We start from the raw sequence: 20060 nt of genomic DNA on the forward strand, positions 1-20060 counted from the left end.
ATTTTTCAAAAATTCCCGGTCGTTTTCTTTGAAAGAAAACGGGTCACACCAGCACTGAGCCTTTTGCGTCGATCACACCTTGGGTCTCATGATCGCCCGGCAGCAGCATTTCGTTATGCGCTTTGCCTGAGGGGATCATCGGGAAGCAATTTTCATGCTTCTCAACCAAGCAATCAAAGATCACTGGCCCGTCGTAGTTGATCATCTCCATGATCGCGTCATCAAGGTCATCGGGGTCCGAACAGATGATCCCTTTGGCCCCAAAGGCTTCGGCCAGTTTCACGAAATCGGGCAGGGCTTCGGACCAGCTTTGCGAATAGCGTTCGCCGTGCAGCAGTTCTTGCCACTGGCGCACCATGCCAAGGCGTTCGTTGTTGAGGATGAACTGTTTGACCGGCAGGCCGAATTGCATCGCCGTGCCCATCTCTTGCATGTTCATCAGCCACGAGGCTTCGCCCGCCACATTGATTACAAGGCTTTCCGGATGCGCCATCTGCACACCGATAGAGGCCGGGAAGCCGTAGCCCATCGTGCCCAAACCGCCTGAAGTCATCCAGCGGTTCGGCTCATCAAAACCGAGGTATTGCGCGGCCCACATCTGGTGCTGGCCCACTTCGGTTGTGATATAGCGGTCATGATCCTTGGTCAGCGCTTCGAGCCGCGACAGCGCGTGTTGGGGTTTGATGACCTTGCCGGATTGGGTGAATTTCAGACAATCCTTCGCACGCCATTCTTCGATCTTGGACCACCATTTGGCGAGCCCCTCGTTATTGGTCTTGCGGCCGCGCGACTTCCAAACCTTGAGCAAGTCTTCGAGCACATGACCCACGTCACCGACGATCGGAATGTCGATGCGGATCACCTTGTTGATCGACGAAGGGTCGATATCGATATGCGCCTTGGTGGATTTGGGGCTGAAACTGTCGATGACGCCGGTGATACGGTCGTCAAAACGCGCGCCGATGTTGATCATCAGATCGCAGTCATGCATCGCCATATTGGCTTCATACAGCCCGTGCATCCCCAACATGCCCAGCCATTTGTCGCCCGAGGCGGGATAGGCGCCTAGGCCCATGAGGGTCGACGTGATAGGGAAACCCGTGGCCTCTACCAACTCGCGCAACAGTTGGCTGGCTGCCGGGCCAGAGTTGATGACCCCACCGCCGGTGTAGAAGATTGGGCGCTTGGCCGTCTCCATCGCGGCGACCAACTCGGTGATCTCTGCCATGTCGCCCTTTACCTGCGGCTGGTAGCGCGAGGTTGAGGGTTTGGGGGACTCGTAGCTGCCCGTGGCGAATTGCACGTCTTTCGGAATGTCGATCAGCACCGGACCGGGGCGGCCATGGGTGGCAACGTGAAAAGCTTCATGCAGGGTGGCACCCAGATTGTCGGTCTCTTTCACCAGCCAGTTGTGCTTGGTGCAGGGGCGGGTGATGCCTACGGTGTCGGCTTCCTGAAAGGCATCTGAACCGATCATAAAGGTCGGCACCTGACCTGTCAGCACAACCAGCGGGATCGAGTCGAGCAATGCATCCGTCAGGCCGGTGACCGCGTTGGTGGCACCGGGGCCGGAAGTCACCAGCACCACGCCGGGTTTGCCGGTCGAGCGGGCATAGCCTTCGGCGGCATGGACCGCTCCCTGCTCGTGGCGCACCAGCACGTGTTTGATCGAGTTTTGCTGAAAGACTTCGTCGTAGATCGGTAGCACCGCACCACCGGGATATCCAAAGACGGTGTCCACACCCTGGTCAATCAGGGCTTGGACGATCATTTTCGCTCCGGTCATTTGGCGTTTCATCTTAGGTGCTCCGTAAGGCAGGTTGTTGGCGTTTGGCATAAAAAAACCCCCGGTCTGACGGGGGCGCATGGGAAGTAGTATGGTTAACCGTTACCGGCCCATGCGCGTGTGTCCTACAATAATGACTAGGTTTATCATCTCTGGGTCCTCTTAGCTTGGCGTGAGATTAGGAGGGCTGCCGAGGGGCGTCAACAGCGAAAAGGCGAAAAACTTGCCCAGATACGTGTCTAATTTGGCGTTTTGTTACTTTGATGGGTCGGTTGGCGACATTTTCGCAAAGAATTTTACAGGTTCACGTATCTTTATCTAAGGTTTGGGCGAAATAGGGGCGGTGAACAAGTTGCAGGTCATCGCGACTCAGCGCTCGCCGGGGCGCCGTGACATAATCAGAAAAACAAAAATTACGCTGATTTAGCGTGGGCCGACATCCGGCAGGGTAATATTGGCGACCTGTTCAGCAATCGGATCATTACTCAGCGGGTGCTGGTCGGGCACGAACTGCTCAGGATTGCGCATCTTTTGCCAATCGCCGCCCAAATAAACCTCAAGCCCGGAAAACTTGGCCTTATACCCCATCTTTTGGCTGCCCGGCACCCAATAGCCAAGGTAGACATAGGGCAGGCCAGCAGCGCGGGCGATCTCGATATGATCAAGAATAATGTAATTGCCCAACCCGTTGCGCGGGCGATCTGGGGTGTAGAAGGAATAGACCATACTCACCCCGTCGTTCAGCACATCGGTCAGACAAACACCAACCAGCGCATCATCCGCTTCGGGGTCGGTGTATTCAATCACCCGGCTACGGATCGGTGTTTCTTCGATCATCGCGGCGAACTCGAAAACGTCCATATCCGCCATGCCGCCATCTGCGTGGCGGCTATCAAGGTAGCTCCGGAAGAGGTCATATTGCTCCTCCGTCGCCCAAGGAGAAGTGGCGCGGCGCTCAAGCCCCGCGTTGCGATTCAGAATGCGACGCTGGCTTTTGCTGGGGCGAAAGGCCGCCACATCAATCCGCGCCGAGAGGCAGGCGGCGCAATCGGCGCAAGAGGGGCGGTAAAGCACGTTCTGAGAGCGGCGGAAACCTTGGCTCGACAGGCTGTCATTTAGACGTGCGGCATTCTCCCCTTGCAGGGCGGTGAACAGCTTGCGCTCCATCCGACCCTCTAGGTAGGGGCAGGGCTGCGGCGCTGTGACATAAAATTGCGGTGTCAAAGGCAGTGTATGTCGCATGGGTTTCCAGCATTGATCGGGGGATGCTATCAACCACCCTTCGCTGCGCCAAGGGCAAAATTGCGTGAGCGGCTAGCGGCTGAGACGGCGGTTCACTGGCGCAGTGCCAAGCGCCATATCCGTAAGGCTTTGGCGGCGTGCGGTGGTACAGATCAAAACCGCCGAGACGACCTGAATGATCGTCACCGTCATCGACATCGAATAGCCGATCGTATGCAGCAGCGCGGTGATGAAATCAAAGGGCTGGTCGCGGCGATCGCGCAGTTCCATCGCCATCAGCCGCATCCCCCATGTCGCCGAGCCGCTGGTCAGGGTGGCCACGCGATAAGCAAAGCCAACCACCAGCACCAAAAAGGGAAAGAAAAAAAGCGCGGTGAAGGCCGTGAACGGCACCAGCAGAAAGCAAAAGCCGACGATCAGGACCACATCGATGATCCAAGCCAACAGGCGCTTACCAGCGATCCCGTCGTAGAATTGCGGGTGCAGATCGGGGTCAGGGGTCTGGGTCATGTCATGTCCTGCAAAGGGCCTCCCGGCGCGGAGCCGGAAGGCTGGGGGAGGGGGCGATGGTCAGGGGCCGGATCAGGCGCCGGTGGCCGTGTCGTCTTGCTTGGCGCGGTCGTTCATGAACTGGTCAAACTCCGCCTTGTCTTTGGCTTCGCGCAGCCGCTCAAGGAAGGCTTCGAAATTGCCCTGTTCCTCCTCCAAACGGCGCAGCGTGTCGGCCTTATAGGCGTCAAAGGCGCTGTTGCCTGTGCTGCGTGACATCATCGAACGGCTGGATTTGCGGCTGCAGGATTTCGAAGAGAACATACGTTTGCTCCAAGTCATATATGCAAGAAGGGCGAGGCCAACAGGCCAGAAGAAGATGAAGCCAAGCACCATCGCGGCGATCCACGCGCCTTTGCCGCGCGCGTCCATCCAGCTTTCGGTGCGGGCAAACCAGTTGCTTCGGTTGCCATAGGTCGGGTCGGTGGTCACTGTCGTCATTGTTGAGCCTTTCGGTTCGTGACGGGCCTGTCGCCGGCCCGGGCGTTTTTGGTAATGTGAATGTCTTTCACATTGAATAGATCGGCACGCCCGGCCCGTTTCGCAAGGGGGTATGTGAATGTTTTTTACATTAGTCGGGATATCGCAACAAAGTCAGATACTTGCGCATTTGAAATTTCCGCCATTTTGTGCGGCTCGAGGCTGAAAACATGGTGCGGCGTGCCTGCGGCTGCCCAGACCAGCGGGAATTTCAGTAGGCTGCGGTCAAACCACGCGCGGGGTGGGGTGATATGGCCCACGGGGGCCACGCCGCCGATGGCAAAGCCGGTCTGCGCCCGGATCAGGGCCGCATCGGCCTTGCCCAACGGTTCCCCGGCTAATGCCGCAGCGCGATCCAGATCGACCTGCTGCGCACCGGCGGTGATAAAGAGCAATGCCTTGCCGCTGTCCTCTCCGCGCAGAACGATGGACTTGGCGATTTGATCCACGGCGCAACCCAATGCGGTTGCCGCATCCTGCGCCGTGCGCGCCAAGGCGGTTTCGCGGATATCTGGCGTGATCCCGGCGGCTTCCAACGTTGCGCGCACCCGTTTCAAACTCTTGCTCATCTTTTGCCTCTTGATGGTTGGTGCCCTCGTTATGGCACAGGTGAAAGTCCTACCAACCCCGCGCCCTGCCGCAACCCTCATCGACGGCAGCCATTGACGCCGTGCGGATCAGCCCGCAAAGCTGGCCAGATGACAGACCAATCCCTTGCCGCCCGGATCACCCGTTCCCCCCGCATCTACCACCGCGAGCGCGCGCAGGATGCCGCTGCCCTGTTGCCTGATCTTGCACCCGACCTTCGCGATATGGTTTCGGCCGCTGCCTCTACCGCGCCTTATCTCATGGCGCTTTTGGAGAAGGAGGCCGATTGGCTTACTCAGGCCGTCGATAACCCCGAAGCCGCGCTTGCGGCCAACCGCGATGCGGCGGCGGAATTTGCGCCAGACCGCCTGGCCGATGGGCTGCGTCAGGGCAAGCGGCGCATGGCGCTGTTGACCGGGCTGGCCGATCTTGGCGGGGCGTGGTCGCTAGAGGAAGTAACCGGTGCGCTGACTGATTACGCCGATGCCGCTTGTGGCGCTGCGCTGAGAGCGGGGCTTGCTGCCCAGATCAAACGCGGCAAGCTGCCCGGCATGACGATGGACGATCTGGCCGATTGCGCAGGAATGGTCGTTTTCGCGATGGGCAAGATGGGCGCGGGGGAATTGAACTATTCCTCCGACATCGATCTGATTTGCCTCTTTGACGAGAACCGCTTCGCGCCCGATGATTTCCACGCGGCCCGCAGCGCTTTTGTCAAAGCGACGCGGGCCATGTCGGGCACGCTGAGCGATATCACCGCCCAAGGCTATGTTTTTCGGACCGATCTGCGCCTGCGTCCCGATCCTGCCGTCACCCCTGTCTGCATCGGGATGGAGGCGGCAGAGCGCTATTACGAAAGCCTTGGCCGCACATGGGAACGCGCCGCCTATATCAAGGCACGGCCTGCTGTGGGTGACACGGCGGCGGGCGAGACATTCCTGCAATCGCTACGGCCCTTCGTCTGGCGCCGCCATCTTGATTTCGCCGCCATCCAAGACGCCCATGACATGCGGCTGGCGATCCGCGAGCACAAAGGTCTGGGCGGCCCGATTACCCTGCCGGGGCATGACATGAAACTGGGCCGGGGCGGCATCCGCGAGATTGAGTTCTTTACCCAGACCCGACAATTGATTGCCGGGGGGCGCGACCCTGAACTGCGCGCGCGTGGCACGCTGGCCGGGCTCAGTGTGCTGGCCGAAAAGAACTGGGTGCCGCAAGAGGTCGCCGAAACACTCAGTGATCACTACCGCGCACACCGCACGGTAGAGCATCGGTTGCAAATGGTGCAAGACGCCCAAACCCACACGCTGCCCCGGAGCGAAGCGGATTTCGAACGTCTCGCGTGCATGATGGATATGGATACGAACGCGTTGGAGGCAGACCTACACCGCCGCTTGCAGGGGGTACACGATCTGATCGAAAGCTTCTTTGCGGCCACCCGCGAAGAGCCCGAAACTGCCAGTCCGTCACATCAATTTGACACTTCGGTGCTGGACCGTTGGCCCAGCTACCCGGCGCTGCGTTCAGAACGTGGCGCGGATATCTTCGGGCGGCTAAAGCCACTGCTGCTTGATCGGCTGGCGCGATCGGCAAAGCCAGATGAGGGGCTGTTGGCCTTCGACGGGTTCCTTTCCGGCTTGCCTGCGGGGGTGCAATTATTCTCGCTTTTGCGGGCCAATCCACAGCTGGGGGATCTGCTGGTCGATATCGTCGCCACATCACCTGCACTGGCCGCGCATTTGTCGCGCAATTCGGGTGTGTTCGATGCGGTGATTGGGGGGGATTTCTTTTCCGAGTGGCCGGGGCAAGAGCCGCTGACCAAGATGCTCCAAGATCATCTGGCGCAAGAGGCTGATTATGAATTGCGCCTCGACGGTACCCGCCGTTGGGCGCGGGAATGGCATTTTCGGATCGGCGTACACCTGCTGCGCGGGCTCATCGACGCGGCCACCGCCAGCCGCCAATATGCCGAGCTTGCCCAAGCCGTTTTGCAAGCGCTTTGGCCCGTGGTTGTCGATCAATTCGCCTCCCGCCACGGCCCGCCACCGGGGCGCGGGGCGGTGATCCTTGGCATGGGCTCGCTTGGGGCGGGGCGGCTGACGCCGACCTCAGACCTTGACATGCTGGTGATCTATGATGCCGATGGGGTAGATACATCCGACGGGCGCAGGCCCCTTGCCACGCGGACCTATTATGCACGGCTGACGCAGGCGATGATTACCGCGATGACGGCCCCGATGGCACAGGGCAAGCTTTATGACATCGACATGCGGCTGCGGCCTTCGGGCAATCAGGGTCCCGTGGCGACCAGCCTCGCCAGCTTTGAAAGCTATCAAAAAGAACAGGCATGGGTGTGGGAGCATCTGGCGCTGACCCGCGCAAGGGTAATCGCGGGCCCCGACGATCTGGGCCGAGATGTCGAAGCCTTGCGCCAAGAGATATTGGGCCGCGCCGCGCCGCGTGACAATGTGCTGGGCGAAGTGGCCAAGATGCGCCTTCGCATCGCCGCCGCGCGCAGTCCGACCGGACCGCTCGACGCCAAGACCGGCGCGGGGCGGTTGCAGGACATAGAGCTTTTCGCCCAAGCGGGCGCGCTGATCGGCGGCACCGGCGCACGCGCGATTGACGCAGGACTGGCCGCGGCGCGTGCGGCAGGGGTGATTAATGCAGATGCCGAGGCTGCGCTTTCAGGGGCTTATACCAACGCATGGACCCTGATCTGTGCAAAACGCCTGCTGTCGGCCAAACCTTTGGACGCTGCCGCGTTGGGGCAGGCGGGAACAAGTTTCCTTTGCCGAGTGCTTGACTGTGATGATCTTTCCGCTTTGGAGGCTAAAGTGCAGGCCGACTATGCCACCGCAGGCGATATCATCGCGGCCGCGTTGCCGGATCCAGCACAGGAGCGGGCATGACTGACGTAAATCCCGACGATCCTAAAGGATTGATCCGCGAATCCTACCGGATGGAGGGGATCGGCCCCACTGAGTGTCGCAGTGTCTTTCTTGATTGGGCGTTAAGCCTACCGGAAGGGCGCGACAGCGGGGCGGCCATTGCACGCTTATTGGACCAATACGGCGGGGCAGCCGCGGATCACCCGATGACGCGGGTGTTGTCTGAGGGGCAGACAACGCTTACCACGCCGCGACGCCGGGGCGGCTGGCGTGGTAGGGCGCGCAACTGATCGCTGCTTGGGTGGTGTAAAACCTCTTTCCCAAACGGCACGAACCCAGTACGAGGGCGCTATGACAACGCCCCAAACCCCCTCCGCCCCGCAGCCCGCCACGCTTCCCGTGGTGCGCCTTTTGCCCAAGGCCAACGCCCGTGCCATCCGCCACGGCTTTCCTTGGGTCTATGCCAATGAATTGGTGACCGACCGCCGCACGCGGGGCCTTGCCCCCGGCACTCTGGCGCGGCTGGAGGATGAGAACCGCACGCCCATGGGGCTGGTCGCGGTCAATCCGAACTCCAAGATCATCGCCCGGATGCTGGACCAAGACCCGGAGGCCGAGATCACTCAGGCGTGGTTTGAGACCCGCATCACCCGCGCCCTTGCCCTGCGCGGCCAGCTTTACGATCAGCCTTACTACCGCCTGATCCATGCCGAGGCCGATGGCCTGCCCGGCGTCATCATCGACCGCTTTGGCGACACTTGCGTGATCCAGCCCAACGCCGCTTGGGCCGATGCGCTGCTTGAGCCGCTCGTGGCCGCCCTGCAATCGGTGACTGGCGTGACCAATGTGCTGAAAAACGCCGCGGGCCGCACGCGCAAGCTGGAAGGTTTGGACGATGCCTCGGTCACGCTCGCCGGCACCACGCCCGAAGGCCCATTGGCCGTGCCGATGAATGGGGCGACTTATATGGCCGACCTCACCGGCGGTCAGAAAACCGGCCTGTTCTATGACCAACGCCCTAACCACGCTTTTGCCGCCAACCTCGCGCGCAATGGCGCACGGGTGCTGGACGTCTTTGCCCATGTCGGCGGCTTCTCCCTCGCCGCTCTTGCGAATGGCGCGTCTTCGGCGCTGGCCGTTGACGGGTCTGCGCCTGCGCTGGAACTGGCCGAAGCCGGGGCCGCCGCGATGAACATGCAAGACCGTTTCACCACCCGTCAAGGTGATGCCTTTGACGTGCTTACCGCCCTGCGCGATGAGGGCGAGACCTTTGACGTGGTGATCTGCGACCCGCCCGCCTTTGCCCCCTCGCGCCAAGCGGTCGAGGCAGGCTTGCGCGCCTATGAGCGTGTGGCGCGCCTCTCGGCGCAGCTGGTGGCAGAGAATGGTATTTTGGGGCTTTGTTCCTGTTCCCATGCCGCTGACCTTGCACAATTCCGGACCGCCTCGGTGCGCGGCATTGGCCGGGCCGGGCGTCGCGCCATGCTGCTGCACACCGGCTTTGCCGGGGCCGACCACCCGCAACTGCCGCAGTTGGCGGAAAGCGGCTACCTCAAGTCGCTGTTCTTCCGTCTATAATGCAAAACCGCCCCCGCGTTCTGATCGACACCTGCGTGCTGTTCCCCACGGTAATGCGCGAGATGGTGCTCGGCGTGGCGCGCGGGGGTGCGTTTGAACCGATATGGTCGGCCCGTATACTTGAGGAATGGGCCCGCGCGGCGATCAAGCTTGGTCCCACGGGCGAAGCCCAAGCGCGGGCCGAGATCGCGCTTTTGCGCAGCAAATGGCCCGCGTCCGAACGCGACGCGGCTCCCGGTTTGCAGGCGCGGCTGTGGTTGCCGGATGCGGATGACATCCATGTGCTGGCCGTCGCCGTAGCCAGCAGTGCTGACATGATCCTCACGCTCAATGCCAAAGACTTTCCGCGCCAGATTCTCGCGGAAGAAGGGCTAAGCCGGGCCGATCCTGACAGCTATTTGCACGGCATATGGCAAGCATCGCCGGAATGGGTCGCCCCCGTGGCCGAAGATGTGCTGAAAGAAGCGCGGCGGCTATCGGGCGAAGACTGGGAACTGCGGGCACTGCTGAAAAAAGCCCGTTTGCCACGCTTGGCCAAGGCGCTCGGCTAGCCATCCCACCGCAATTGCATCTGGCGCAGCTTGTCGATCCGTTCTTCGGTCTTGGGGTGGCTCAGCAGCCACGCGGGCGGCCGATTGCCCGCTGATTGGGTCAGCGCGTCCAGCTTTTCAAACAGTGAAATCTGCGGGCCGATACCGATCCCGGCTTTGGTGAGCAGCGCGGCAGCATAGGCGTCGGCCTCATATTCATCGTTGCGCGACAGCCGCGCCGCAAGCAGGCTGGTTAGCCCGCTGGCGATCCAGACGCCGATGCCGGGAATAAGCCGTCCCAGCACCATTGCCAGCGCCGTGCGCAGGGCGTTCTGGCCCGAAAAATCAATCATGCGGCGGCGAGAATGCCCAAGTGCAACATGGCCCAATTCATGTGCGATCACGCTGGCCAGTTCTTCAGCCGTCACAGCCCCTTGGCGGAATTTGTTATAGAAACCACGGGTTATAAATATACGCCCATCGGGGGCCGCCAGCCCGTTGACTGGCTCGATCTCATAAAGATGCACCTTGATGCGCGGCAGGTCGAGCGCCTTGGCCATACGGTTGCTGATGTCGTTCAACTTGGGATCAACCAGCGGGCTGGATTTCGCATCCAACTCTCGCGCAGTGCGCCAAGCGGAAAAGCGGTACATCGCCAGCGCATAGAGAATTGCGAGAAGAATGGGGATTATGCGGATCATGCGCTCAATATGGGGAGCGGGGGGGCCGGGGGCAAGCGGCCAACGCCTGCGCCCCGGTGATATTTGCGACGATTAAACGAGTTTGGCGTCCATCGTGATCTCAGCCGTCAGCAGCTTGGAGATTGGGCAGTTCTCCTTGGCGGTCTTCGCGGCTTTGTCGAAGTCCTCTTGGCTCGCGCCGGGGATGCTGGCCTCGACCGTCAGATGCACTTTGGGCACGTGGAAGCCGCCGTCTTTCTCTTCCAGATGCACTTCTGCCTTGGTCTCGATGCTGTCGGGCGTCAGGTCGCTTTGCCCAAGGATCATCGACAACGCCATGGAGAAACAAGACGCATGGGCCGCGCCGATCAGTTCCTCGGGGTTGGTGCCTTCTTTGCCTTCAAAGCGCGTGTTGAAACCGTAAGGCTGGTCAGACAGCACACCGCTTTGGGTTGAGACATGGCCCTTGCCTTCTTTGAGCGAGCCTTCCCATTTTGCATTGCCGGATTTTACGATCGAAGCCATTGGAATGTCCTTTCACTGTGCTTGCGTTCGTCACCTCAACTGACGCAGCACGGCAAAGTTTCAAGGCACAGTCTCACTCAGCGGGTCATCGCCTTGATGCCCCGGCTTAGCCCTTCGAGGGTCATCGGCACCATGGCCTCGGGGCCGAAAATCTCTTGGATCATCGCGATCGACTGGGTGTAGCCCCATTGCCGTTCCGGCACCGGGTTGATCCACAGGTGGTTGGGCCATTGATCCCGCGCACGGGCGAGCCATGTGGCACCGGCCTCCGCGTTCCAATGCTCATTCGCGCCGCCGGGATAGGCGATCTCATAGGGCGACATGGAGGCGTCACCGACAAAGATGCATTTATAATCCGAGCCGTAACTGCGCAGTACCTCATGGGTGGGGATCTGCGCATCCCACCGGCGGCGGTTGTCGCGCCAGACACCTTCGTAAAGGCAGTTGTGGAAGTAGAAATGCTCAAGATGTTTGAACTCGCCCCGCGCGGCGCTGAACAACTCTTCAACAACCTTCACATGCGGATCCATAGAACCGCCGATGTCGAGAAACAGCAGCACTTTCACGGCATTGCGCCGCTCTGGCCGGGTTTTCACATCCAGATAGCCATGCTCCGCCGTGGCGCGGATGGTGCCGTTCAGGTCGAACTCTTCCGCCGCCCCGTCGCGTGCCCAACGGCGCAGACGTTTAAGCGCCAGTTTAATGTTGCGGGTGCCGATCTCGACGTTGTCATCCAGATTGCGGAACTCGCGCTTGTCCCAGACCTTGACCGCGCGCTGGTGGCGGCTTTCCTTCTGGCCGATCCGCACACCTTCTGGGTTGTAGCCATAGGCGCCAAAAGGCGAGGTGCCCGCCGTGCCGACCCATTTGGAGCCGCCCTGATGTCGGCCCTTTTGTTCCTCAAGCCGCTTTTTCAGCGTCTCCATCAGCTTGTCGAAACCGCCCATGGCTTCGATCTCGGCCTTTTCTTCTTCGCTCAAGTGCTTTTCGGCCATCTTCCGCAGCCAGTCTTCGGGCAGGTCCACGGCGTCGAGCACATCATCTAGGCTGATGTTCTCCAACCCCTTAAAGGCCGCTGCAAAGGCGCGGTCGAACTTGTCGATGTTGCGCTCGTCTTTCACCATCGACACGCGGGCGAGATAGTAAAACGCCTCAACGTCATAGGTGGCCAGCCCCGCCTTCATCCCCTCCAGAAAGGCCAGAAACTCGCGCAGCGAGACCGGAACACCGTGGCGGCGGAGCTGATCGAAGAACGGCAGAAACATCAGAGGCTCAGCGCGCGGTCCAGAAGAACCGTGGCGATCATGCCGACGATCAGGAAGGCAAAGCCGTAGCCCGTTGCATATTGCGCGATGTCTTTGCGGTTGCCGCCACGTTTGCGGGCCGTCAGCCCGCCAATTATCGCGCCGATCAATGCCAATCCGAGTGCTATCATAACCTATTGCCCGTCTATTTTGCGGGCCTATCCATTGCGCGGGTTCAGGGACGCGATCTCGCGCAGCTTGGCCCGCACGGCCCAGTCAGGGCCAAAGCCGTATCGCGCCCAGCCGATGCTGTCCAGCCTGACGCGGCGCGCCTCAATGCCGCGGCCTTCGATCTCTAGCGCTTCGGCCTTAAGCAACATGAGTGTGGCCAGAAGGGCGGCGTTTTCGCTGGCCTCGGCGATGGGCAGATGCGGCTCGATCAAGGCAAGTGCGCCGGCACCATCGCCAATGGTCACCGCATAGCCCGCCCGCTGGGTGGCGACATAGGCGCGGTGCAGCGTGGTGCCGGGGGTGCGGGCATAGAGGGCGTCTGCCATCTGGTAATGCGCCTGCGCGGCGGCAGGATCGGTCATCTGTGTGACGCGGCCCATGGCGTAATGCGAGAATGCGTGGCGGTTGTCCTGCCAACCCTGCGCTTGGGCGATGCGCAGGGCGTCTTGGGCCGCGGCCATCCGGGCGTTGCGACTGACCTCGCGGCCAAGAGCCGTTTGGATCGCGCGGCTCCAGACCTGCGGTGTTGCGCGGGCAGGGCGGGGGGTGACAGTGCCGCCGCCGGGGTTTACCCGCGCCAAGATACCCGGCAGCCGTGCGGCCACTTCTTCGCGGCGCATGCCAGAGCGCAGCGCCGGATCATAGTAGATGCGCAGTACCAGCATGTCGAAACCGGTCAGCACCGTATGCACATTGTCGTCGTTAAAGACCGAATCCGGCAGGCGGTAGAGATCGTTCAGCGGCCCAAGCGCTTGGGCCAGTTCCTCATGCAAACAATCGCGGCTTTCCTGTGGGCTCACGTCATTGGGCAGGAAAATCGCCAGCTTGCGTCGTTCGGTCAGGCGGGTCCAATCGGTGACGGGTGAGCGCCGTGTGCGGCGATATTCCTCAAGTGTGCTGACATTAGGCACCACGAAACAGGCCGCCTGCGGCAAAAGCCGCCGGATTTGGCTGCGGGTCACCGCTTGGATGGTGATGCTTGCCTCCCCGCCCGTGACCTCACGCAGCTCAATCCCGGCCTCGCGGCGCAAACGGGCCAGCAGCCGGGCAAGGTCCGGCCCCATTGTGGCGGGCGGTTGTCCCAGAACGCGCAGGGTGATCGGCCCCTCAAAACGGGTCAGCACGGGCAGGGCGCGGCCACTTTCCATGCGGAAGGACAGATCAAGGAAATCTTCGGTCAAGGCGGCATTCGACACATGTGGCGCCGTGGGGCGGGCTTGGGCGAACTGCTTCATCGGGGGCAGGGTGCTATCGGCGATCACCGCGCGGGTCGCGACTTCGGAATGGGAGGCGGGCACGCAGGCGTTCAGCAGCATCATCAGCGGCAGGAGCAACCGTGCCTTCACCCCGCGCTTCATGCGCTTGGGCTTTCAAGATGCCAATCCCGGCGTGGTCTATAAAAGAATTCGCACGGCGCTGCCGCTGTATGTCCCTGCATTTGCCTGCCTCATCGGTCGCTCTATCCGGGTCTTGGCGCCCGTGATTGAAGCAAGCCTAGGCAGGCAAAAAATCAAAAGCGAGGAAAATACCCGCTTTTGACCTAAAGTCGTCGAGGTGTTGCCGCCCTACCGCTGGCGCCGCGCCATGAAGGCCAGCCGCTCGAACAGATGCACGTCCTGCTCGTTCTTCAGCAGCGCCCCATGCAGTTTGGGCAGGGCGTTGGGGCCATCCTTGGCCAGATCCTCGGCATCCATATCCTCGGCAAGCAGCAGCTTTAGCCAATCCAGCACTTCGGATGTCGAAGGTTTCTTCTTCAGCCCCTGCTGCTCACGGATTTCGTAGAATTGCGTCAGCGCCGTGGTTAGCAACTGCTGCTTAATGCCCGGATGGTGCACTTCGACGATCTGCTTCAGCGTCTCCATTTCTGGGAAGCGGATGTAGTGAAAGAAACAGCGGCGCAGGAAAGCGTCGGGGAGTTCTTTTTCGTTGTTCGAGGTGATGATGACGATGGGCCGCTGGCGCGCGCGGATTGTCTCGCCCGTCTCATAGACATAGAATTCCATCTTATCGAGTTCCTGCAACAGATCGTTGGGGAATTCGATATCGGCCTTGTCGATCTCATCGATCAGCAGCACGACCTTTTCATCGGCGTCGAAGGCCTGCCAGAGCTTGCCCTTGCGGATGTAGTTTTTGACGTCATGCACGCGCTCATCGCCCAATTGGCTGTCGCGCAGGCGGTTCACGGCGTCGTATTCATAAAGCCCCTGCTGCGCGCGTGTGGTCGATTTGATGTTCCACTCGATCATGCGCAGGCCCAAGGCGTCGCTGACCTGCCGTGCCAATTCGGTTTTGCCGGTGCCCGGCTCGCCTTTCACCAGAAGCGGACGCTCCAAGGTAACCGCCGCATTCACGGCGATTTTCAGGTCGTCGGTGGCGACGTAGTCTTTGGTGCCTTGAAATTTCATCTTGTTTTCAACCTCGTGTGACGGGCGCTTGATCCTTGGCCTTTAACCAAAAATCAAAGGGATTGTGTAGTGACAATTGTTACCCGCTCAGATAGACGCTGCGGCAGGGAAGATGTCGGGAGACAGGCCTTTTTAATGTCTGAATTGAAAACCGCCGGGGAAAAACAGATGAAGCAGGAAGTTTTCCTGCCGGACGATTACAGTCCGGCTGAGGACGAGCCATTCATGAATGACCGTCAGCTTGAGTACTTTCGTCGCAAGCTGATCAATTGGAAATCGGAACTGTTGGCAGGCAGCCGTGACACCATTGAAGCATTGCAAGACGGCACCCGGAACATTCCGGATGTGACCGACCGTGCGTCGGAAGAGACCGACCGCGCGCTGGAACTGCGCACCCGTGACCGGGCGCGTAAACTGGTTGGCAAGATCGATGCGGCGCTGCGCCGGATTGATGAGGGTGAATTCGGGTACTGCATGAAAACCGGTGATCCGATCTCGCTTAAACGGTTGGATGCACGGCCTATTGCGACCATGACGCTTGAGGCGCAAGAGCGTCACGAGCGGCGCGAAAAAGTCCACCGTGACGACTGAAGCCATTTAGAACACCACAAACGCCGAGGCTCACGCTTCGGCGTTTGTGATTTAGGCATAATTTAAGCGCGGTCTGAGGCTGGCATGAAACCTTCCAATGCGATTGTCGTCGGTGGCGGGATCGGCGGGCTGGCGCTGGCCACCGCGTTGGCACGCAAGGGCGTGGCCGTAACCCTGCTGGAGCAGGCCGAGAGATTTTCCGAAATCGGTGCCGGGCTACAGATCAGCCCCAATGGCCTTGCCGTGCTGCGCGCCCTTGGGTTGGAGCGTGGTTTAAAAGCCCGCGGCGCGGTACGGGGGCAGGCGGTGCGCTTGTGCGATTATGCTAAGGGCGCGCAGGTCGCGCGGCTTGATCTGATGCGCTTGGCTGATGATCAGCGCTATTACTTTCTCCACCGTGCCGATCTGATCGATCTGCTGCGCGAGGCTGCGCAGCGCGAAAATGTAAGTTTCGAGACCGGTGCACAGGTCGCCTCTATCCATCCCGGCGCATTGCCTCAGGTCCAGATGGCGCGTGGCGGGCGGCGGCGGGCCGAGCTTGTGGTGGCCGCTGATGGCATCCATTCTGTCGGGCGGGTGCAGTTGAACGGAGCCGATCAAGCTAGGTTTTCGGGCCAAGTCGCGTGGCGTGCGCTGATCCCCAATGACATCAATCATGGGCCGGAGGCACGGGTCACCATGGGGCCGGGGCGGCATTTGGTCAGCTATCCGCTGCGCGAGGGGCGCATGATTAACCTTGTCGCCGTAGAAGAACGCCCCGATTGGGCCGCCGAAGGCTGGCATCACAGCGATGATCCCGCCAACCTGCGCCGGGCCTTCGCCAGTTTTGGCGGCGAAGCCGCGCAGATGATGCAAGCCGTGCGCGAGGCGACCCTTTGGGGGCTGCATTACCACCCGGTCGCCAGTGAATGGCACGCAGAGGGGGTGGCGCTGATGGGCGATGCGGCGCATCCGACGTTGCCCTTTTTGGCACAGGGGGCGAATATGGCGTTGGAGGATGCATGGGTCTTGGCCGATCATCTTAGCCGCCTGCCACGCGACGAAGCCCTTGCCGCCTACCAATCCGCCCGCATTGATCGCGCGCGGCGCATCGTTAAAACGTCAGAAGGCAATGCCGCACGATATCACCTGCGGCCCGGTCCCATTCGGCTGGCAGCCCATAGCGGATTGCGCATCGCCTCAAAACTCGCGCCCGGTGCGATGCTAGGCGCGTTTAATTGGCTCTACGCCCATGACGTTACCAAAGGGTAAAGGCCACCGACCAACGCCGATGGCCCACAGGCTTAGCCTGCCCGTTGCAGCATCCCGAAAAGGTCGCGCGGATCATCCGGATCGGCCAGCAGATCAAGCGATTGGAACAGCCCCGTCTCGGCGATTTGATCACGGACATAGCGCAGGGCCGAGAAATCCTCGATTGCGAAGCCTACGGAGTCGAAGAGCGTGATCTGCTCCGCCGTCCGGCGGCCTTCGGCCTGACCGGTCAGCACCTGCCAGATCTCGGTCACCGGGTGGTCAGCCTCAAGCTGCTGGATCTCACCCTCGATGCGGGTCTGCTCGGGGTATTCCACGAAGATGCCCGAACGGTGCAGGATCGCGGGCGCGAGTTCCGTCTTGCCCGGGCAGTCTCCGCCAATTGCATTGATATGCACGCCAGAGCCCACCATATTGTCGGTCAGGATCGTGGCGTATTGCTTGTCCGCCGTGCAGGTGGTGATGATCTGCGCGCCAAGGATCGCGTCCTCTGCCGTCTCGCATTCAACAACCTTGATGCCATGCCCTGCAAGGTTGCGCGCGCATTTCGCGGTTGCCGCGCGGTCGATGTCATAAAGCCGTACCTCGTCCACGCCGCAGATCGCCTTCATCGCAAGGCTTTGGAATTCGGACTGTGCACCATTGCCGATCATCGCCATGACATGGCTGCCCTTGGGCGCCAGCAGTCGCGCCACCACGGCAGAAGTCGCCGCGGTGCGCAGGGCCGTCAGGATCGTCATCTCGGTCAGCAACACCGGGTAGCCATTATCGACATTCGCCAGCAGCCCAAAGGCCGTCACGGTCTGGAACCCGTCTTTGGTGTTGTCGGGGTGGCCGTTGACGTATTTAAAACCGTAAACATCGCCGTCAGAGGTAGGCATCAGTTCAATCACGCCCTTCTCGGAATGGCTCGCCACGCGGGGGGTCTTGTCGAAAAGCTCCCAGCGTTTGAAGTCGGCCTCGATATACTCGGCCAGCCCGCGCAGCATGTCTTCGACGCCGATATGGTGGATCAGTTTCATCATTTGATCGACAGAAACAAAAGGCACCAGCGCCTTTTCGGAGGGTTTGAGATTGGTCATGTTCAGGTCTTTCTATCAGTAGGCACGGGTGGGGCGGTCAAACACGCGGCGGCCAAAGGCCGATGCGGTGAGGTCCACCATCAGCTGCGCGGTACGGCCACGCTCATCAAGGAAGGGGTTCAACTCGACAAGATCGAGTGACGTCATCAGCCCGCTGTCGTGCAGCATTTCCATGACCAGATGGCCCTCGCGCACTGTGGCACCGCCCGGCACGGTGGTGCCCACGGCAGGGGCCACGGAGGGGTCGAGGAAATCCACATCAAGCGACACATGCAGCATCCCGCCCGCCGCTTCGACCTTGTCGAGGAAGCGCTGCAAGGGTTTGGCAATGCCGCTCTCGTCGATCTCACGCATGTCGACGTAAGTCACGGTGGTCTCCTGCAAGGCTGCGCGTTCGAGGGCATCGACAGAGCGCAGCCCGATCATGGCGATATTGTCATGGGGCAGGGGCGTTTCGATCTTTGGAAAGCCGTCAAACCCGTCGCGCCCGGTAACATAGCCCAAAGGGGTGCCGTGCAGGTTGCCGCTGTCGCTGGTCTGTGGCGTGTGAAAATCCGTATGCGCATCAAGCCAAAGTACGAAAAGCGGGCGGCCTGCCTTTTCGGCATGGCGCATTGCGCCCAAGACGGTGCCAAGCGCCAGCGCGTGGTCGCCGCCCATGAAGATCGGCAAGCCGTCGTCCATCGCCGCATCGGCAGCCGCTGCAAGGCTTTCGGTCCAAGCGATCGTCTCTTCCAGCGCGTGCAGTTTTTCATGCGCTTGCGGTTGATAAGAGGCCGGGGCAACATTGCCACGGTCACTGACGCTATGGCCAAGGTCGCGCAATGCTTGCTCTAGACCGGCGGTGCGATAGGCGTCTGGGCCCATCAGGCAGCCGCGACGACGCTTGCCGCTGTCCAGTGGCACACCCAGTAAAATGCAATTCTGTTCGTTCGACATGGGGGGACTCCTCAGGTGTTTCACCTGAGATAGTCCGTTCATCTGTCTAACGACAAGCCGCCAAACTGTCCGATTTGCAAGGTGGATTGATCATTGTGGAGGTTTGGATGTTCAAAATAAGCATTCTAACCGACGTTAAACCACCTTGCGTGCCGCTGCGATCCAGAGACCTGCCAAAGCCAGCGAAAAAACCGCATTCCAGCCCGCCATGGACAGCCCGAGCAACTGCCAGACGATCTCATCACACATGACCAAGCCGCTGGGGCCGTCGGTCGACAACAGCGACCCGCCGTCAAGACTGCCCAGATCCATACCTCCCCCGGTGCAGGAACTCGGGCCCGGCCACCAACCCCATTCTACGCCTGCGTGATAGGCCCCGATCAGCCCTGTCACGGCTGCCGACACAGCGCCAAACCATGCAAGAACACGCGGTCCGCCCAACAGCAAAATCGCCCCGATCAGCACCGCCGCCGCATGGGGCCAACGCTGCCAGAGGCACATCTGACAGGGCGCATAGCCGCCCAAGTGCTGAAATCCGAAAGCGCCGAGCAGCAGCGCGGCAGAGCCGAGCGTCGCCAATGAAGTCAGTGCTTTACCCGTCATAGAACCTTTACCACCATAAAGCCGCCAATCAGTAGGGCGACGGCCAATGTGAACATCAAACCCAATCGGCGTTCAATGAAATCTCGGATCGGTGCGCCAAACCGCCACAGCAGGCCAGCCACCACGAAGAACCGCAGCCCTCGCGCAAGGATTGAGGTCATGATGAATGTGCCAAGCGGCATCCCCGTCCAGCCCGACATGATCGTGATGACCTTGTAAGGAAAGGGCGTGACCCCCGCGACCAGCACCGCCCAGAACCCCATATCGTTGAAACGGGTCGAAAATTCCGCCATGGCGTCTGCCTTACCTAGGCTTGCAAGGATCGGCTGGCCGAGGCTTTCAAAGGCGAGCGCGCCGATGGCATAGCCCAAAAGCCCGCCCAAGACCGAAGCGAGCAGCGCCACCCCAGCAATCAACCAAGCGCGGCGCGGCCGCGCGATGATCATCGGAATCATCAGAATGTCAGGGGGAATGGGAAAGAATGAACTTTCAACGAATGCCACAACGGCAAGGGCCCAAAGGGCGTGGCGATGTTGGGCCAGGCCCAAGGTCCAGTCATAGAGGCGGCGGATCATTCGGGGGGCTCCGGCTGTTTTATATGCATCACCATGTCGCGTGACCAAGGTCAAGCAAACAGGACTTAGATTTTGTGAAAATCCTCTTGCTCACACCGTCTTTGCAGGCTACATCGCCCCACGTGCCCAAGTGGCGGAATGGTAGACGCAGGGGATTCAAAATCCCCCGCCGCGAGGCGTGCCGGTTCGAGTCCGGCCTTGGGTACCAATATACAAATACCTGATCTTCTGACGGAAGATCAGGTATTTTGTTTTCTGAGGGCCTTTGTTTTGAGGTTCCGATCACGTGA

Annotated in this window: 21 protein-coding genes and 1 tRNA gene; 7 read left to right on the plus strand and 15 right to left on the minus strand. The window is 60.6% G+C overall.

The window, feature by feature from the left end:
• Window positions 1-43: 43 nt before the first annotated feature.
• From DSM110093_RS06435 to DSM110093_RS06455, 5 genes are all read right to left on the minus strand, one after another.
• The gene (locus DSM110093_RS06435; RefSeq protein WP_243267209.1) at window positions 44-1798 is read right to left on the minus strand and encodes an acetolactate synthase 3 large subunit; all 1755 of its coding nucleotides are present in this window, start codon (window positions 1796-1798) and stop codon (window positions 44-46) included.
• Window positions 1799-2209: 411 nt separating this feature from the next.
• Window positions 2210-3028, minus strand: coding sequence for an arginyltransferase (locus DSM110093_RS06440; protein WP_243267210.1), 819 nt, complete (start codon window positions 3026-3028; stop codon window positions 2210-2212).
• Between the two features lie 72 nt (window positions 3029-3100).
• Entirely contained in the window at window positions 3101-3538 is a 438-nt protein-coding gene (locus tag DSM110093_RS06445) for an RDD family protein (protein WP_243267211.1), read from the minus strand.
• Between the two features lie 72 nt (window positions 3539-3610).
• Window positions 3611-4018 carry a DUF2852 domain-containing protein gene (locus DSM110093_RS06450; RefSeq protein WP_243267212.1) on the minus strand — a complete coding sequence of 136 codons (408 nt, stop codon included), beginning with the start codon at window positions 4016-4018 and terminating at the stop codon, window positions 3611-3613.
• 125 nt (window positions 4019-4143) lie between these two features.
• Window positions 4144-4626, minus strand: coding sequence for a YbaK/EbsC family protein (locus DSM110093_RS06455; RefSeq protein ID WP_243267213.1), 483 nt, complete (start codon window positions 4624-4626; stop codon window positions 4144-4146).
• A 129-nt stretch (window positions 4627-4755) separates the two neighbouring features.
• On the opposite strand from DSM110093_RS06455, the gene DSM110093_RS06460 reads away from it, so the two are divergent.
• From DSM110093_RS06460 to DSM110093_RS06475, 4 genes are all read left to right on the plus strand, one after another.
• The gene (locus tag DSM110093_RS06460) at window positions 4756-7557 is read left to right on the plus strand and encodes a glutamine-synthetase adenylyltransferase (RefSeq protein ID WP_243267214.1); all 2802 of its coding nucleotides are present in this window, start codon (window positions 4756-4758) and stop codon (window positions 7555-7557) included.
• Entirely contained in the window at window positions 7554-7826 is a 273-nt protein-coding gene (locus tag DSM110093_RS06465) for a hypothetical protein (RefSeq protein ID WP_243267215.1), read from the plus strand. The genes DSM110093_RS06460 and DSM110093_RS06465 overlap by 4 nt, the downstream gene beginning before the upstream one ends.
• A gap of 61 nt (window positions 7827-7887) precedes the next feature.
• A complete protein-coding gene (locus DSM110093_RS06470) occupies window positions 7888-9114 on the plus strand; it encodes a class I SAM-dependent rRNA methyltransferase (RefSeq protein ID WP_243267216.1) in 1227 nt (408 codons plus the stop codon).
• Window positions 9114-9665, plus strand: a complete 552-nt coding sequence (locus DSM110093_RS06475) for a PIN domain-containing protein (protein ID WP_243267217.1) — start codon at window positions 9114-9116, stop codon at window positions 9663-9665. Before DSM110093_RS06470 ends, DSM110093_RS06475 begins: the two co-directional genes overlap by 1 nt.
• On the opposite strand, the gene DSM110093_RS06480 is transcribed toward DSM110093_RS06475, so the two are convergent.
• The 6 genes from DSM110093_RS06480 to DSM110093_RS06505 all read right to left on the minus strand — a co-directional run bounded on the left by DSM110093_RS06480 (window position 9662) and on the right by DSM110093_RS06505 (window position 14729).
• Window positions 9662-10345, minus strand: a complete 684-nt coding sequence (locus tag DSM110093_RS06480; RefSeq protein ID WP_243267218.1) for a M48 family metalloprotease — start codon at window positions 10343-10345, stop codon at window positions 9662-9664. The genes DSM110093_RS06475 and DSM110093_RS06480 overlap by 4 nt on opposite strands.
• 72 nt (window positions 10346-10417) lie before the next feature.
• Complete coding sequence (locus DSM110093_RS06485) at window positions 10418-10849, minus strand: OsmC family protein (RefSeq protein WP_243267219.1); 432 nt, start codon at window positions 10847-10849, stop codon at window positions 10418-10420.
• A gap of 77 nt (window positions 10850-10926) precedes the next feature.
• A complete protein-coding gene (locus DSM110093_RS06490) occupies window positions 10927-12114 on the minus strand; it encodes a VWA domain-containing protein (protein WP_243267220.1) in 1188 nt (395 codons plus the stop codon).
• Window positions 12114-12284: an apolipoprotein acyltransferase gene (locus DSM110093_RS06495; RefSeq protein ID WP_243267221.1), complete on the minus strand. Its 171-nt coding sequence runs from the start codon at window positions 12282-12284 to the stop codon at window positions 12114-12116. Before DSM110093_RS06495 ends, DSM110093_RS06490 begins: the two co-directional genes overlap by 1 nt.
• 27 nt (window positions 12285-12311) lie before the next feature.
• Window positions 12312-13682, minus strand: coding sequence for a DUF2927 domain-containing protein (locus DSM110093_RS06500; protein ID WP_243267222.1), 1371 nt, complete (start codon window positions 13680-13682; stop codon window positions 12312-12314).
• A 207-nt stretch (window positions 13683-13889) separates the two neighbouring features.
• Window positions 13890-14729 (minus strand): MoxR family ATPase, encoded by an 840-nt coding sequence (locus DSM110093_RS06505; RefSeq protein ID WP_243267224.1) that lies wholly within the window; start codon window positions 14727-14729, stop codon window positions 13890-13892.
• A gap of 168 nt (window positions 14730-14897) precedes the next feature.
• On the opposite strand from DSM110093_RS06505, the gene dksA reads away from it, so the two are divergent.
• A complete protein-coding gene (gene dksA / locus DSM110093_RS06510) occupies window positions 14898-15320 on the plus strand; it encodes an RNA polymerase-binding protein DksA (RefSeq protein ID WP_093927218.1) in 423 nt (140 codons plus the stop codon).
• Between the two features lie 84 nt (window positions 15321-15404).
• Complete coding sequence (locus tag DSM110093_RS06515; protein ID WP_243267225.1) at window positions 15405-16571, plus strand: FAD-dependent monooxygenase; 1167 nt, start codon at window positions 15405-15407, stop codon at window positions 16569-16571.
• Between the two features lie 32 nt (window positions 16572-16603).
• Here the strand turns inward: DSM110093_RS06515 and DSM110093_RS06520 are convergent, their stop codons facing one another.
• From DSM110093_RS06520 to DSM110093_RS06535, 4 genes are all read right to left on the minus strand, one after another.
• Window positions 16604-17653 carry an ornithine cyclodeaminase gene (locus tag DSM110093_RS06520; protein ID WP_243267227.1) on the minus strand — a complete coding sequence of 350 codons (1050 nt, stop codon included), beginning with the start codon at window positions 17651-17653 and terminating at the stop codon, window positions 16604-16606.
• A gap of 15 nt (window positions 17654-17668) precedes the next feature.
• The gene (rocF, locus tag DSM110093_RS06525) at window positions 17669-18592 is read right to left on the minus strand and encodes an arginase (RefSeq protein ID WP_243267229.1); all 924 of its coding nucleotides are present in this window, start codon (window positions 18590-18592) and stop codon (window positions 17669-17671) included.
• Window positions 18593-18727: 135 nt separating this feature from the next.
• Window positions 18728-19195: a disulfide bond formation protein B gene (locus tag DSM110093_RS06530; RefSeq protein ID WP_243267231.1), complete on the minus strand. Its 468-nt coding sequence runs from the start codon at window positions 19193-19195 to the stop codon at window positions 18728-18730.
• Window positions 19192-19770 (minus strand): YqaA family protein, encoded by a 579-nt coding sequence (locus DSM110093_RS06535; RefSeq protein ID WP_243267232.1) that lies wholly within the window; start codon window positions 19768-19770, stop codon window positions 19192-19194. Before DSM110093_RS06535 ends, DSM110093_RS06530 begins: the two co-directional genes overlap by 4 nt.
• A gap of 124 nt (window positions 19771-19894) precedes the next feature.
• Here DSM110093_RS06535 and DSM110093_RS06540 point away from each other — a divergent pair.
• Window positions 19895-19978 (plus strand) — tRNA-Leu (locus DSM110093_RS06540).
• The last annotated feature ends 82 nt before the right edge of the window (window positions 19979-20060 follow it).

The organism is Sulfitobacter sp. DSM 110093, from assembly GCF_022788715.1.
GTDB lineage: Bacteria > Pseudomonadota > Alphaproteobacteria > Rhodobacterales > Rhodobacteraceae > Sulfitobacter.